We start from the raw sequence: 14453 nt of genomic DNA on the forward strand, positions 1-14453 counted from the left end.
ATGACGCCGCTTGCAATGACGCTGCACGACCTGCTGGCCGACAACCTGCCCGACCGCGCCGACGCCCCCGCCATCGTGGAACCCGACCGCACCGTCACCTATGCCGCGCTGATGGACGAGGCGGCGGGCGTCGCGGGCTGGCTGGCCGCGCAGGGCGTGGCGCGGGGCGACCGGGTGATCGTGCATCTGCGCAAATCCGCCTCCGAGGTGGCGGCGATGATGGGCGCGGCGCGCATCGGCGCGGTGGTGGTCAACGTCAACGCCCAGTGGACGGCCGAACAGCTGGCCTATGTCATCGCCGACAGCCGGGCGGCGGCGGTGCTGACCGGCCCCGTGCCCGCAGGGCGGCTGGGCGAGGGTGCCCCGCCGGTGCTGGTCCGCGGCGCGCAGGGCTGGGCCGACGCCGGGCCGCCGCCGCCGGTCGCGCCGGTGCTGGACAGCGATCTGGCGATGATCCTTTACACCTCGGGGTCCACCGGGCAGCCCAAGGGCGTGATGCTGACGCACCACAACGTCCTGACCGGGGCGCGGGCCGTCGCGCGATACCTGGGGCTCGGCCCCGACGACCGGCTGGTCAGCGTCCTGCCCTATAGTTTCGATTACGGGCTGAACCAGCTGACGACGATGCTGCTGCTGGGCGGCACGGTCATCCACCAGCCCGTGCCGATGCCGGCCGAGATCGTGGCCGCGATCAACCGCCACGGCGCGACCGGCCTTGCCTGCGTGCCGCCGCTGTGGGGACAGGTGGTGCGCCATCTGGCCGACAATCCGACGCCGATGCCCACGCTGCGGCGGGTGACCAACACCGGCGGCAAGATCCCCGATCCGATTCTGGCGCTGATGCCGCAGGTCTTCCCCGGCGTGGCGATCCACCTGATGTATGGCCTGACCGAGGCGTTCCGGTCCACCCACCTGCCCCCCCATCTGTTCGCCACCAAGGCCGGCGCCATCGGCCGCGCCATTCCCGGCGCAGATGTCCGCGTGCTGCGCCCCGACGGGACGCTGGCGGGGCCGGGCGAGGACGGCGAGCTGATCCACGCAGGGCCGCTGGTCAGCCTCGGCTATTGGGGCAAGCCCGAACAGACGGCCGAAAAGTTCCGCCCCTGCCCCGCGCTGGGGGGCGTCCGCGTCGTCCATTCCGGCGACACGGTGCGGATGGACGCGGACGGCGATTTGTGGTTCGTCGGCCGCCGCGACGCGATGATCAAGACGATGGGGTTCCGCCTGTCCCCCGAAGAGGTCGAGGAACACGCCTATGCCAGCGGCCTTGTCGCCGACGCGGTCGCCTGGGGGGTCGAGGATGACACGATGGGCCAGGCCGTGCATCTGGCCGTCGCTCCGCGGGACGGTTTTTTGGAACCGGCGCTGATCGACCACTTTCGCGCGCGGGCCGCACACTACATGATGCCCCGGCGCATTCACGCGTGGGACGGGCCGATGCCCCGGATCTCCAGCGGCAAGCTGGACCGGAAAGCCGTCGCCGCCGCCTGCGCCGCCAAGGACGAGGCTTGAGATGACCCGAGACGACCTGCTGTATTTCCTGCGCCGCGTGGCGGGCGACGACACGCTGGGGGCCGAAACGCCGCTGTTTTCCACCGGGCTGATCGATTCCATCGCGATGATGCAGGTCATCGGCTATCTTGAGGATCACGGCCAGGTCCGCATCGGGACCGAGGATGTGACGCTGGACAACCTGGACACCGCCGACCGGATGCTGGCCCTTGTCGCCGCCCGCCGCTGACCTGCCGGGCGGCTGGTCGGGCGCGGCCGGCGCTGAAGGCGACCTGTGGGCCGACGATCTGGCCCCGCCCGACGACGCGATCCTGACACGGGCGGCGGCCGCCGGCACGCCGCTTTACCTTTACGACCTGCGCCGCGTCGCCGCGCGCGCGGCGCGGCTGCGGACGGCGTTCCGCGGGCGTCTTGGCCTCAGCTTTGCGGTCAAGGCCAACCCGAACCCGACGCTGCTGCGCGCGCTGGCGGACATGGTGGACACGCTGGACGTGTCGTCGGGGGGCGAGCTGGCGCAGGCCGCCGCGGCGGGCTGGGACGCGGGCCGCACCAGCTTTACCGGCCCCGCCAAGCGCGCGCCCGAGATCGGGGCCGCGCTGGCCGCCGGTCTGGGCGAGCTGGTGGTGGAATCGCTGGCCGAGGCGCGGATGGCCGATGCCGCCGCGGCTGGGCTGGGCCTGCGGCAGAAGGTGGTCGCGCGGATCGCGCCGGACCGGGTGCCCAAGGGCTTTGGCGACCAGATGGCGGGCCGCCCCAGCCCCTTTGGCATCGACGCCGAGGAGGCGGCGGACACGCTGGCGCAGATCGCGGCGCTGCGCAATCTGCGGCTGGCGGGGCTGCATTTCTATTCCGGCACGCAATGCCTGCGCGCCGATGCGGTCGTGGAAAACTGGCGCATCTTCATCGGGCTGGCGCGCGACCTCGCGCCCATGTGCGCGGACGGCCCGTTGCGGCTGATCCTGGGGGCGGGGCTGGGCATCCCCTATCATCTGACCGACACGCCCCTGGACCTGCAGGCGATCGCCGACGACATCGCCCCCGACCTGGACGCGCTGGCGGCCGAGGGGCGGTTCGCGCGCCCGCTGCTGGAACTGGGGCGCTATCTGGTCGGGCCTGCGGGGTGGTTCCTGACCCGCGTGGTGGCCGTCAAGCAGTCGCGCGGACAGCGGATCGCGCTGTGCGACGGGGGCATGAACGCGCATCTGGCGGCCAGCGGGCATTTCGGGATGGTCATCCACCGCAACTATCGCCTGCATCTGGTCGGCGGCGCCGGAGAGGTCGAGCCGGTGAACCTGACCGGGCCGCTCTGCACCTCGATCGACCGGCTGGCGCAGGGGGCGATGCTGCCGCGCGTCGAACCCGGCGCGCTGATCGCCATCCACATGAGCGGGGCCTATGGCCCGACGACCAGCCCGGTGAACTTTATCAGCCACCCGATCCCGCGCGAGGCGGTGGTCGACGCCGAGGGGCGGATCGTTGCGGCCGACTGGCTGCCGCAGCGCGCGGGGGTCGAGTAGCCGCCGCGCAAGGCTGCGGCGGTCAGGCCAAGGGTCGCCCGCCCGCCCCCGCATCCGGCCGCCGGTCACGCATAGGCATCGAACCCCGCCACCGGCCGCCCCGACAGCAGCGCGTCATAGATCTGCGCCGTATAGCGCGCCTTTTCGTCCCAGTCGAAACGCGCGGCATGGGTCTGCGCGCGCGCCACCATCGCGCCCAGCGGCGCGGGATCGGTCACGCAGCGGTCCATCGCGGCGCGCAGGTCCACGATCAGCTCCTCCAGCGGGCGCAGCGGCACGGCGATGCCGCGCCCGTCCGCCGCCAGCGCGCCGGGCGCGCCGTAATCGGCGACAAGGCAGACCATGCCGCAGGCCATCGCCTCGATCACCACGCCCGCGCCCAGTTCCCGGATCGAGGGAAAGACGAACGCGTCGGCGGCGCGCATGGCGTCGGCCACCTCGGCCTGCGACTTGCGCCCCTCGAAGGTGATGCGGTCACCCGCGCCCGCCTCGGCGACCATCGCCTCAAGCCGGGGGCGCTCGGGGCCGTCGCCGATGATCGACAGCCGGTGCCCGGCCAGCGCCGGCGAGGTGGCGAAGGCGCGGACCGCCGCCTCGGGCAGCTTGTAGGGGACCAGCCGCCCCGCATAGAGGAACCGGAACGGCCCCGGCCCGGAAAACGCCGGACGCCGGCCGCGGGCGTGAAAGATCGCCGGGTCGATGCCGATCTCGGGGAACGGCACGATCCGCGCCGGATCGGCGGCGGTCAGGTCGTCGATGGTGTGCTGGAACGCCGCCAGCACGCAGTCGGCGCGGCGCCAGGTCCGCCGCGCATAGGGCAGCACGCGATAGGCGCCGCGCAGCGCCCGCAGCCGTTCCTTTTCGCGCCGCTGTTCGCCGCCATAGGCCGCCGGCCAGTCCAGGTTGCCGTTCAGCGGCCCGATCACGAACGGCTGGCGCGTCCGCCCCGCGATGGGCGAGGGCAGCGTGGGCGACATCGGCGTGATGCGGTGGATCAGGTCGAAATCGCCACGCGCCAGCCGCTGGCGGAACTGGCGCAGTGTCTGATGCTCGAACGCGAGATAGGGCAGATAGGCCATGATCTGGCTGGTGGACCATGCCACCTGGTCGCCGCCCCGCAGCGCCCGCGCCAGCCGATACATGGGCGCGGCCAGCCATTCGGTGTCGATATAGGCGACCGGCCCGGTCATGTCGCGCGCGGCCTCGATGTTCGCGCGGTTGCGGACATGGGTGACCAGCGTGATGTCGGCCGCCCGGCCCAGCGCGCGGGCATAGTTGTATCCCACGATCGGCAGCGAGGGCCATTCGGGGTTGCAGTCCTCGGCGAGGATCAGCACGCGTGGCCGGACCATCTGGATTCCCCTTTCACGGGCTGGACGCGCGCACCATAGGCGGGCGGGGCGGCGGCGGCAAACAGCGTTCGCGCTGGCGGTTTGGGCAAACGCGGCCGGGCCGCCGCTCAGCCCGCAAAGCTTTGCATCATGCCGGCGATGCCGTCGCGCAGCTCGACCTGCGGCGTCCACCCCAGCGCCGCCCGCGCCCGGTCGATGGACAGCACGCTGCGCGGCACGTCGAACGCCCGCGCCGGGTGATAGGTGACGTCCGGGTCGCGTCCGGTCACGGCGCGGATCAGGTCCAGCAGCTCGTTCAGCGACGCGCCCCGGCCCGACCCGATGTTGATCTCGGTCCCGCGGGCGGGCGCGTCGGCGGCCAGCGCAAAGGCCGACGCCACGTCGTCCACATGGACGAAATCGCGCACCACCGACCCGTCGCCCCAGATCTCGATCGGCAGGCCGAAGGCGGCGTGATGGCAGAATGTCGTCAGCGCGCCCTGCGCCTTGCTGATGTTCTGGCCGGGGCCATAGGGGTTGGCGACCCGCAGCGACACGGTGGACACCCCGCGCCCGTCGAAAAAGCGCATGTAATGTTCGCCCGCCAGCTTCGAGATGCCATAGGCCGTGATCGGCCGCGTGGGATGATCCTCGGGGACCGGCACCTGCGTCAGCGGGCCATAGACCGTGCCGCCGGACGAGGCGAAGACCATCCGCCGCACGCCCATCTCGGCCGCCGTCTCGGCCACGGCGACGGTGCCGACGATCCCCCCTTCGGCGTCGGCGCGCGGGTGCAGGTTCGCCTCGCGCGGGAAATGGGTCGAGGCGAGGTGGAAGACGCATTCCGCCCCCACCATCGCCTCGCGCAGCAGGTCGCGGTTCATGAAGCTGCCCTGCCAGTGGCTGAGCGACGGGTGGTCCGCAGGCCCGGCGATGAAATCCAGGTTGCGGATCAACCACCCGTCCTCCAGCAGCTGCGCGACAAGCGCCTGCCCGATGAACCCCCCGCCCCCGATGACCAGCGCGACGCGATCGGAAAATGCCATGAAACCTCACCTTGCAAGGCAACGCGCGGGCGCGATGCCACCATGAAAAAAGAACCCCGCCCGCGCCTGCGACCCCATCCCGGCGGGTCTGGCGCCCCTGTGGCGGGGGCGGCTTGCCATCTCGACCAGAATGCGGAAAGTGGGCGCGACCTCAATAGTTTGATCGGGCCATTCATGTCGCAACCCCGGTTTGCGGTTCTGCCGACCGACCCAGCAGAGCAGCGCGCGCTGGCTGAAGGGCTGTTCGACGCCGGTGATTATCTGGCGCGCAACGCGGATGTGCGTGCCGCCAACCTCGACCCGCTGACCCATTACCTGCGCCACGGCTGGCGCGAAGGGCGCAACCCGCACCCGAAGTTTTCCACGTCCGGTTACCTGAATGCCTTTCCGGCCCTGCGAGAGACAGACGTCTGTCCGTTGGTGCATGCCGCATGGCTGGCGACGCGCCCGGTCGATCCGGCGATAGCGGCGCTGTTCGACGCCGATCATTATCTTGCGGCCTTTCCGGCCCTGCGTGCCGCAGGCGTCGATCCCTTGCAGCATTATCTGCTGCAAGGCTGGAAGGATGGGGCAGACCCCTCACCTTTTTTCTCGACGCGCCACTATCTGGAACAAGTGCCGTCGCTGCGCGGGGGCGAGGTCAGCCCGCTGGAGCACTATGTCGCAAGCGGAATGCCCGACGACATCGACATTGCGGCCGCGCCCCTGGTCGATCGCGCGAACCGCGCCAGCCACGGGTTCTGGAACGCCGAGATCCAGGCTTTGCTGAAATCCGCCGGCTATGATCTGGGACCGTTCGCGGCGGTGTCCGGCGGCCCCGACGCGGACGTCATCGTGGCGATGTTCTCGCCTGCCGACTATCGCCGGCGGCACGCGCAAGGCAGCGGTCAAAGCGACCTTGCGCTGCTGACGCGTTACCTGATGTTCGACCTGCCCCGCGGCGTGCCGCCGGGGCCCTTGTTCGATACCGAACACTATCTGCGCCAGCTGAAAGCAGCGGGCCTTGCCCCCCCGAACGGGCCAGCGTTCCTGGACTGGTTGAAGCGCGGGCACGCGGCGGGGCTGTCGCCGACCCCGGCATTCGATCGCGCGGCCTATGCCGCGCTGAACCCCGGCCTTGTCGAGGCCGGCGCGGCGCATTTCGGCCATTGGGTCGTCAACGGGCTGAACGAGCAGCGGCCGGCGCTGGCCGGCATCACCCTGGGCGCTTCGCCGCGGGCGGTGGCCGCGGGACCGCACCGGCCGCTGGCACGGGTCTTTGCCGAGGATTTCGCCGGTCCCGCCCACCGGGAACTGGCCGGGATGCGCAATTTCCGCGAGGGGCGCTTTGATGCGCTGGTCGCCAAGGCGCGCGACATCGAGCCGCTGGTCGGCATCGTGGGCGAGCGCATGGCATCCTTTCTGCCGCCTTGGCACGACACTGCGTTCCTGCTGTTCAAGGCCTGCGTCGAACGCCTGCCCGCTGGCCAGTATGACACTGTCGTCGCCATGCCCTTCTGCAAGATGGGCGGCGCGGATTTCGTCGCGGGCGTGCTGACCCGGGCGCTTGACCGGCGTGGGGCGCGGGTGCTGGTGCTTCGGACCGAGCAGGCAGACTGGGAACGTCCCGACTGGTTCCCGCAGGGTATAGCCACGGCCGATCTGTCCGACCTGCTGGGGCAGGTGGACATGCGGACACGCGCATCGGTCCTGTATGCCGTGCTGCACCATGCGGGCGCGCGGCGCCTGTTCAATGTCAACAGCCGCGCGGCCTATGAAACGATGCTGCGCTTTGGCGCCCAGCTGTCGCGGTTCATGGCGCTGTACACCTATTACTTCTGCGCGGACCGGCGGCCCGACGGCACCGAGGTGGGGTATGCGATCGACTTCTTCGCGTCTCTCCAAGGCAATCTCGATTGCGCGCTGATCGACAATGCCGATTTCGCGCGGGTGCTGGTCGACCGCCATGCCCTGACCCCTGGCATGGCTGCGCGTGTGCAGCCCCTCTATTCACCCGCGATGGAGCCGCCTGCGGGCGTTCCCGTGGTCGATGCACAGATCGCGACATCGGCCGGACGGTCCCGGCCGCGGATCCTGTGGGCCGGGCGGTTCGACCGGCAGAAGCGCTTTGACCTGGTGCAGCAGATTGCGCGGCTTTTGCCCGGCTGGGATTTCCTGTGCTGGGGAAAGGCGGTGCTGGACCAGGCGCCCGACCTGTCGGCGCTGCCGGACAACATGACGCTGATGGGCACCTACGGCCGCCTGGACGAACTGCCGCTGACGGATTGCGACGGGTGGCTTTACACCTCGGGTTGGGACGGATTGCCCACCATCCTGATCGAGATCGCGGCAAAGGGCATGCCGGTCGTCGCCAGCGCCGTGGGCGGGGTGCCGGAACTGGTGGACGACACGACCGGATGGCCCGTCGAACCGGGCGCCGGCGCCGAGGCGTATGCCGCCGCGTTGACAGAGATGCTGGCAGACCCGGCCCGGCGCCGTGAACGTGCGACCGCGCTGATGGCGCGCGCCCGCGACCGCCATTCATTCGATCACTACTGCGAAGTCCTGGACCGCGTCCTGGCAGCCGAGGAAACAGCACGATGATCGACCTCAGCCTGATCCTGACCGCGCACCGCGAGGGTATCCTGGCGGGCACCACGATCCGCAGCGCGCGGGCAGGCATCGACCATGCCCGCGCCAAGGGCGTGCGGATGGAGGTGGTGGTTGTGCTGGACCGCGCCGACGCGCCCACCCGCGACATCCTGCGCGAAGGCTTTGGCGACGTCGCCGACACGCCTGCCCGGTTCCTCGAGACGGACGAAGGCGATCCGGGCGGCGCCCGCAACCGCGGGATCGAGGCCGCTGGGGGCACTGCCGCGACCTTTCTGGACGCCGACGATCTCGTCTCGGAGAACTGGTTCGCGCGGGCCGCAGCCATGTCGGCCGAACGTCCCGACGCGATCTGGCATCCCGCCTGCTCGCTGGCATTCGGCCAGGAAAAGCACCTGTGGTGGCACGTCGATTCCGAATCCGCGCTGTTCGATCCGCTTTATCTGGAATGGAGCAATTACTGGATCGCGATTTCCTGTGCGTCGCTTGACCTGTATCGCCGCCATCCGTTCACGCTGAACGCGCTGCACGAAGGCTTTGGCCACGAGGACTGGCACTGGAACCGCGTGACGCTTGCCGCAGGCCATGCGCATAAACCGGTGGCGGAGACGCTTTATTTCTATCGCCGGCGGGCGGGCTCGCAGATGGCCCGCGTTCATGCCGCCGATGGGGTGAGTTGGCCGATGCGCGAACCCCGTCAGCGGGGCGCGCCGGCTTTCCGCCCATAAACCCACAGGGCTTCGGCGAAGGCGGCGAACTCTTCCTCGGTCAGGGGCTGATCGTCGTCGCCCGCCTCGGGATAGGCGGAAAAATCGTCGTCGAACAAGGTCGGCCGGTCCAGCGTCGGCATGAAACGTTCGCGCGCAAGCCGGTTGACCACGTCGAACTGCTGCTGAAAGCGCATCGCCTCGGCGCGGGCGGGCCGGGCTGGCGGGCCGGGCAGGACACGGATGATGGCAGCCACCACCGGACCACGGTCCGGGTTGACCTTGCGATCCACGATCAGCGGCACGCGCGCGTTGAACAGCGACAGGAATCGCGCCTGCGCCCGCGACAGCGACGGGTTCGCCTTGGTCATCGCCGGCGGGTCGATGCCCAGTTCGGCGGTTTGGAAGAAATCCCGCACCACGTCGCCGCCTGCCAGCCGGTTCCGTTCATACAGCCGGGGCGTGATCGCAGCCTGGCCGAACACATCCGCATAGCGCGCCATCAGCCCGTGCGGATCATAGTATTGGGGCACGATCCCCCACTGCGGCAGCATCGCCCCGGTTCCGCCACCCTTCAGCCGCGTCGAATGCAGGCTGACCGCCATCTGGTCCTGCCGGCGCAGATAAACGATGACCCGGACACGGCGGAACGGCGCGCCAAGCAGCTGCGCCAGCCGTTGAACCGACTCGGGCGTGTCCAGCCGGCCGTGGCAATGCTCGTTCGATATCAGCAGCGTATTGGCGCCCGTCGCCTCGATCTCGGCCGCAAGCCGGGCACGCACGGCATCGACATAGGCGGGCAGGTCAAGCCCGGTCCGGGCGAGTTCCTGGATCTGGATGCTGTCGTTCGCCCGCGGCCCCATCGCGGCGGCGGCGATCTCCATGTGGTTTTCGGTGCCCAGCAGCGCGGGATACAGGATGCCGCGTTCAGCCAGGGCGTCCCTGCTGGCCGCCAGCGCCTGCTGGATCGAGGTCGTGCCGGTCTTTTCCGTCCCGATGTGAAGGATCAGGTCCATGTCAGAGACCCGCGCCCCGCGCCGCGCCCGCCGCCACCGGGGGCAGCAGATCATAGCCGAACTGCTGGAAGTCCAGGCGATAGAACTCCTGCATGCGCAGGATGTCGGCGCGGTCCCAGGTCACGGCGGGCACCTCGGCGGCGGTTGCCAGCGCGTGGGGCGCGCGGGCGGGCGGCGGCAGGTCAAGGTCGCTGGCGATGCGGGTCAGGATGGCGTCGATGCCGTCCTCGAACCGGAAGACGTGCAGTCGGTCGCTCACAAAGCTCCACTGCGGGCGGATGTGGCTGTCGAAATGGTTGGGGTTCGCGCGGGCGTCGATCAGCGCGCGTTCCAGCCAGCTTGCGAAATGCAGGCTGCCGCCGAAGAACCCCTGCGCGCGCAGCTTCTGCCGCATGCGGAACTCGCTTTCCATGCGGGTAAAGGGGTTGCGGACGACGGCGAAGGCATAGTCGAAATCATCGCCCCCCCACAGGCAGTCGATGTCGGTCCACGTCAGGTGCTGGGGGGCGACCTTCAGCGCCTCGGGCTTGGTGTCGGCGTGCAGGCGCACCCGCCCCAGCCCCTGCATCCAGCGCGTGACCGAGGTGCCGCCGGTCTTGGGGATGTGGACGAACAGCACGCGCCTGCCGTTGATTTCGATGCTTGGCATGCCGCCCGACCCCTGTTGTTGGCGCGGCATTTCTGCACATCGCCGCGCCGGTCACAACCCGCCGGTGCGGCCGCCGGCATCTTGCGGAACGCGGGGGCGCGGGCTAACTGCCGCGGGTGTTTCGCAAGCCGCCCCCTGCGCCATGACGCCGCGTCTGGATATCGCGCTGTCCGCCGAACCGGGCGGACGGGCGCCGTTCGATCTGCTGTCGGCCGACGGCAGGGTGCTGGGCCGGTGCGAGGCGGTGCGCCACAATCCCCAGGGTCGCGCGGTCAGCGGCTGGACCACGGCGCGGACCGTCGCGCTGCAGGACGCGGCGGGCGTCTATCCGGGGCGCGTCGGCGCGCCGCACGCGGGCGCGCAGGCCGCCGGGCACGCGGGCGCGCGCATGTTCCAGGTCGCCGCCCCCGCGGGCGAGCCGCGCGGCTGGCTGGTGCTGAGCGCGGATGCGGACGGGGATGGCGCCGAGGCGCTGTTCCTGGTCGCAATGGGCCGCCGATGATCGCCCGCGCGCGCCGGTTGTTCCAGAAATACCTGCGCCAGCATCTGGCCGCGACCGCGCGGGGCGTGCCGCTGAAGGATCCCGGCGGCGCGCTGCTGGGCTATGTGGACGAGGTCCGCTATCAGGCGGGCCGCGTCCATGTCACCGGCTGGTGCGTCGCGGGGCGGCTGGCGCTGGTCGCCGCCGGATCGGTCAAGCCTGTCCACCGCACGGTGCAGCGCCCGGACGTGGCGCAGGCGCGTCCCGACCTTGTCGCCCACAGCGGCCCGCAGGTCGGCTTTGCCGCCGATCTGATGTGGTCCGGCGGGCCGGTGTCGCTGGCGATCCGCCTGCCGGCGACCGCCGACGCGGGGGCGCGCGACCTGCATGTTCCCCTGCCCTTGCCCGACGCGCGGGTGCTGCGCGCCGGACGCCAGCGCGCGCTGCGCCGCTTTGCGGTGACCGCGCTGCGGGTCGGCTCCGGCGTGGCCATCGACATGGCGCGCGGGCGCGACCCCGACGTGGGATTGCTGCGCCGGCGCTTTGGGCTGGGCGCGGGGGCGGGCGTCCTGTCGCGGACAATCGGCGACGGCCTGTTCGCGACGGCGCCCCCCGCCGTTCCTGCGACGGACGGCATCACCATCGTCCTGCCCGTCTATAACGCCTTTGACCTGCTGCCCCAGACCTTGCGCCGGGTCGATGCCCACACCGACCTGCCCTGGCACCTGATCGCGGTCGAGGATCGGTCCACCGATCCCGCCGTGCGCCCGTGGCTGCGCGACTGGGCCGCCGCGCGCCCCGACCGGGTGACGCTGGTGGAAAACGACATCAACCTGGGCTTTATCGGCAGCGTCAACCGCGCGCTGGCGCTGGCGCCCGCGGGCCGTCCGGTGGTGCTGCTGAACAGCGACGCGCTGGTGCCGGCGGACTGGGCCTCGCGGCTGGTGGGCCCGATCCTGTCCGATCCGGGCGTCGCCAGCGTGACGCCCATGTCGAACGACGCCACCATCTTCAGCGTGCCCGACATCGCGTTGAGCCGCGCCATCGCGGAGGGCCAGGCGGACCGCATCGACGCCACGGCGCGCACCCTGAACCCCCTGCTGGCCGCCGAGGCGCCGACCGGCGTCGGGTTCTGCATGGCGCTGTCGCCCGCCGCGCTGGCCGCCGTGCCGCAGCTGGACCCGGTCTTCGGCAAGGGTTACGGCGAAGAGGTGGACTGGTGCCAGCGCACCCGCGCGCTGGGGATGCGCCACGTCGGCATCCCCAACCTGTTCGTCGAACACCGCGGCGGCCAGTCCTTTGGCAACGAGGTCAAGGCCGCGGCGATGCTGGCCAGCGGGCGCATCATCACCTCGCGCTATCCGCACTTTGACCTCGACGTGCAGGAGTTCATCGCCGCCGACCCGCTGGCGGACGCGCGGCTGGCGCTGGGGCTGGCATGGGCGGCGGGCGCCGCGCCGGACGACCGCGTGTCGGTCTATGTCGGCCATTCGCTGGGCGGCGGCGCGGAAAGCTGGCTGGCGGGCGCGATTGCCGCCGACCTGGAAGGCGGCCGCCCGGCGGTCGTGCTGCGGCTGGGCGGGCCGGTCCGCTTCGGGATCGAGCTGCACAGCGACGCGGGCGTGACGCGGGGCGCGACCGATTCGGCCGCCGTGCTGGCGCGGCTGCTGGCGCCGCTGGCCGGGCAGCGCGTCGTCTATTCCTGCGGCGTCGGCGATCCGGCGGGGATCGAGATCCCGGGCCTGCTGCTGCGGCTGGCGGGCGCCGACGCCGAGATCCGGGTGCTGTTCCACGATTACTGGCCGGTCAGCCCCTCCTATACGCTGGTCGATGCCGACGGGGTGTTCCGCGGCGTGCCGCTGCCCGGCCGGGCAGACCCGGCCCACCGCGCCCGCACGGTCGGGGGGGATGAGGTCACGCTGGCCGCATGGCAGGCCGCGTGGGGCCGTCTGGTCGCCGCCGCGCGGCAGGTCGTGGTGTTTTCCCACGACAGCGCGCGGATCGTCCGGGCGGTCTGGCCCGATGCCCCGCTGGCCGTGCATCCGCACAGCCTGGCGATCCCCGATCTGGCGGTGGACACCGGCGACTGGGGCGCCGACCGGCCGGGCACCATCGCCGTTCTGGGCGCCATCGGGGTCCACAAGGGGGCGGAGTATGTCTGTCAGGTCGCCGCCGACTTTGCGCGCCGCCCCGGCGCCCCCCGGCTGATCGTGATCGGCGAGTTCGACATGGCCTTTCCCCTGCCCGGCAGCGTCGCCGTCACCGGCCGCTATCACGTCGAGGATTTGCCCGCCCTGATCCGCCGCCATCGCGTGCAAGCGTGGCTGATGCCGTCCATCGTCCCCGAGACGTTTTCATTCACCACCCACGAGATGCTGGCGACCGGCCTGCCGGTCATGGCCTTTGACCTTGGCGCGCAGGGTGACGCCGTGGCGCAGGCCCCGCGCGGGCACATCCTGCCCGACCGCAGGCCGGACACGCTGTTGGCGACATTCCTGCAGGCGACGCGCGGCCCGGCGGACCGCGCGACGGGTCAGGACGGCGGCAGCAGCGATTCGACCAGCGACATCAGGTCGCGGTAACTCACGCTGGGGGCGGGCGCGGCCGCGGCATCGGCCCTGGCCGGGACAAGCCGGTCCACCGTATAGGGGTTCGCCCGGCCCAGCCGCTGGAACAGCGCGTCGCATTCCGGCTGCATCGTGGCCACGATCGACCGGCGCGCCTCGTCCGGCAGGGTCCGCAGCGGCGCATCGGCAAACTGGCGCAGGGCTGCGGCATAAAGCCGGGGCTGCCGGTCGGCGGCCATGCCGAACGCCTTGGCCATCCGCATCAGCTCGACCACGGTGCCCGGCACGCTGGGGTTGAACGCGGATGCGCCCCCTTGCGGAACGACCATGCCCAGCTGGGCGAAAAAGCTGGCGACGGGCGGGCTCTCTTCATAGGTATAGACCGACAGCGCGGACGCACCGAAGGCGTCGATCCATTTCCCCAGCTGCTGGCCATAGGCGATGTCGGGGTCGATCAGCCGCGGATTGGCGACGAAATGGTCCAGCATCCGCGCAAAGCCGTTGTTCGGCGTCTTGGCCTTTTGGTTATAGATCGACAGCAGCATGTCGTCGGGCCGGCGCACGCAGGCGACGATGCGGATGCTGTCCGCCACAAGATTGCCCTTCAGCAGCTCAAGCGACGCGGCCGGCATGGTGAACAGCTCTTCGCTGGACACAAGCACCCGCTTGCCCCGGTTGGCGGCCAGCACGGCGTTGATGCCCGCGATCTCGGCCAGCGGGTCGGGCACGTCGCGCGCGGTCGGGTCCGTCATCCGCTTCAGCCCGAACGCCAGCCGGTGCTGGGCGAACTGGAACCACGCGATGCGCGGATAGACGACATTCGCCCGCGCCAGCGCGCCGGCCGATTCGGCCAGCAGTTTCTGGATGGTCGTGGTGGCCGTCTTGTGCGCACCGATATGCAGGATCAGTTCCGACATCGCCGCCTCGTTCGTGACTGGGGCGTTCATAGGCGGCCCGGCCGCCGGACGCCACCATTCAGCGGCAAGGCCCCGCCGGGCGGTGCCGCCCGCGTGGGGCGGCTGGTGGGGGCGAAGCACA

At 70.9% G+C, this 14453-nt stretch carries 12 protein-coding genes; 7 read left to right on the forward strand and 5 right to left on the reverse strand.

Going from position 1 to position 14453, the window contains the following annotated elements:
- The 3 genes from EPA64_RS10470 to EPA64_RS10480 are packed head-to-tail and all read left to right on the forward strand — an operon-like array spanning window position 1 to window position 3029.
- A complete protein-coding gene (locus EPA64_RS10470; RefSeq protein ID WP_134726301.1) occupies window positions 1-1512 on the forward strand; it encodes an AMP-binding protein in 1512 nt (503 codons plus the stop codon).
- Window position 1513: 1 nt separating this feature from the next.
- Window positions 1514-1741, forward strand: coding sequence for a phosphopantetheine-binding protein (locus EPA64_RS10475; RefSeq protein ID WP_134726302.1), 228 nt, complete (start codon window positions 1514-1516; stop codon window positions 1739-1741).
- A complete protein-coding gene (locus EPA64_RS10480; RefSeq protein ID WP_246026714.1) occupies window positions 1722-3029 on the forward strand; it encodes a type III PLP-dependent enzyme domain-containing protein in 1308 nt (435 codons plus the stop codon). The genes EPA64_RS10475 and EPA64_RS10480 overlap by 20 nt, the downstream gene beginning before the upstream one ends.
- A 65-nt stretch (window positions 3030-3094) precedes the next feature.
- Here EPA64_RS10480 and EPA64_RS10485 read toward each other — a convergent pair whose 3' ends face one another.
- A complete protein-coding gene (locus tag EPA64_RS10485) occupies window positions 3095-4381 on the reverse strand; it encodes a glycosyltransferase family 4 protein (protein WP_134726303.1) in 1287 nt (428 codons plus the stop codon).
- 107 nt (window positions 4382-4488) lie between these two features.
- A complete protein-coding gene (locus EPA64_RS10490; RefSeq protein WP_134726304.1) occupies window positions 4489-5406 on the reverse strand; it encodes an NAD-dependent epimerase/dehydratase family protein in 918 nt (305 codons plus the stop codon).
- Between the two features lie 174 nt (window positions 5407-5580).
- Between EPA64_RS10490 and EPA64_RS10495 the strand changes: the two genes are divergently transcribed.
- Window positions 5581-7989 carry a glycosyltransferase gene (locus EPA64_RS10495; RefSeq protein ID WP_167626647.1) on the forward strand — a complete coding sequence of 803 codons (2409 nt, stop codon included), beginning with the start codon at window positions 5581-5583 and terminating at the stop codon, window positions 7987-7989.
- Entirely contained in the window at window positions 7986-8723 is a 738-nt protein-coding gene (locus EPA64_RS10500) for a glycosyltransferase family 2 protein (protein ID WP_134726306.1), read from the forward strand. Before EPA64_RS10495 ends, EPA64_RS10500 begins: the two co-directional genes overlap by 4 nt.
- Here EPA64_RS10500 and EPA64_RS10505 read toward each other — a convergent pair.
- Both EPA64_RS10505 and EPA64_RS10510 read right to left on the reverse strand, forming a co-directional pair.
- On the reverse strand, window positions 8693-9718 hold the full coding sequence (locus tag EPA64_RS10505) for a hypothetical protein (protein WP_134726307.1): 1026 nt from the start codon (window positions 9716-9718) through the stop codon (window positions 8693-8695). The two genes, EPA64_RS10500 and EPA64_RS10505, sit on opposite strands and share 31 nt — an antisense overlap.
- A 1-nt stretch (window position 9719) precedes the next feature.
- The gene (locus EPA64_RS10510) at window positions 9720-10367 is read right to left on the reverse strand and encodes a sulfotransferase family 2 domain-containing protein (protein WP_167626648.1); all 648 of its coding nucleotides are present in this window, start codon (window positions 10365-10367) and stop codon (window positions 9720-9722) included.
- 142 nt (window positions 10368-10509) lie between these two features.
- Here EPA64_RS10510 and EPA64_RS10515 point away from each other — a divergent pair, with 142 nt between their 5' ends.
- The gene (locus EPA64_RS10515) at window positions 10510-10869 is read left to right on the forward strand and encodes a hypothetical protein (protein WP_134726309.1); all 360 of its coding nucleotides are present in this window, start codon (window positions 10510-10512) and stop codon (window positions 10867-10869) included.
- Window positions 10866-13430 carry a glycosyltransferase gene (locus EPA64_RS10520; RefSeq protein ID WP_134726310.1) on the forward strand — a complete coding sequence of 855 codons (2565 nt, stop codon included), beginning with the start codon at window positions 10866-10868 and terminating at the stop codon, window positions 13428-13430. Before EPA64_RS10515 ends, EPA64_RS10520 begins: the two co-directional genes overlap by 4 nt.
- Here the strand turns inward: EPA64_RS10520 and EPA64_RS10525 are convergent.
- A complete protein-coding gene (locus tag EPA64_RS10525; RefSeq protein WP_134726311.1) occupies window positions 13382-14362 on the reverse strand; it encodes a hypothetical protein in 981 nt (326 codons plus the stop codon). The genes EPA64_RS10520 and EPA64_RS10525 overlap by 49 nt on opposite strands.
- Between the last annotated feature and the right edge of the window lie 91 nt (window positions 14363-14453).

This window comes from Paracoccus luteus (assembly GCF_004522155.1).
Taxonomy (GTDB): Bacteria; Pseudomonadota; Alphaproteobacteria; order Rhodobacterales; family Rhodobacteraceae; genus Paracoccus; species Paracoccus luteus.

What these genes read in the sequence shown, in the direction of transcription:
- EPA64_RS10490 (WP_134726304.1), bottom strand. Translation starts at nt 5,406, where the DNA reads ATGGCATTTTCCGATCGCGTCGCGCTGGTCATCGGGGGCGGGGGGTTC.
- EPA64_RS10515 (WP_134726309.1), top strand. Translation starts at nt 10,510, where the DNA reads ATGACGCCGCGTCTGGATATCGCGCTGTCCGCCGAACCGGGCGGACGG.
- EPA64_RS10500 (WP_134726306.1), top strand. Translation starts at nt 7,986, where the DNA reads ATGATCGACCTCAGCCTGATCCTGACCGCGCACCGCGAGGGTATCCTG.
- EPA64_RS10525 (WP_134726311.1), bottom strand. Translation starts at nt 14,362, where the DNA reads ATGAACGCCCCAGTCACGAACGAGGCGGCGATGTCGGAACTGATCCTG.
- EPA64_RS10510 (WP_167626648.1), bottom strand. Translation starts at nt 10,367, where the DNA reads ATGCCAAGCATCGAAATCAACGGCAGGCGCGTGCTGTTCGTCCACATC.
- EPA64_RS10485 (WP_134726303.1), bottom strand. Translation starts at nt 4,381, where the DNA reads ATGGTCCGGCCACGCGTGCTGATCCTCGCCGAGGACTGCAACCCCGAA.
- EPA64_RS10475 (WP_134726302.1), top strand. Translation starts at nt 1,514, where the DNA reads ATGACCCGAGACGACCTGCTGTATTTCCTGCGCCGCGTGGCGGGCGAC.
- EPA64_RS10520 (WP_134726310.1), top strand. Translation starts at nt 10,866, where the DNA reads ATGATCGCCCGCGCGCGCCGGTTGTTCCAGAAATACCTGCGCCAGCAT.
- EPA64_RS10470 (WP_134726301.1), top strand. Translation starts at nt 1, where the DNA reads ATGACGCCGCTTGCAATGACGCTGCACGACCTGCTGGCCGACAACCTG.
- EPA64_RS10505 (WP_134726307.1), bottom strand. Translation starts at nt 9,718, where the DNA reads ATGGACCTGATCCTTCACATCGGGACGGAAAAGACCGGCACGACCTCG.
- EPA64_RS10495 (WP_167626647.1), top strand. Translation starts at nt 5,581, where the DNA reads ATGTCGCAACCCCGGTTTGCGGTTCTGCCGACCGACCCAGCAGAGCAG.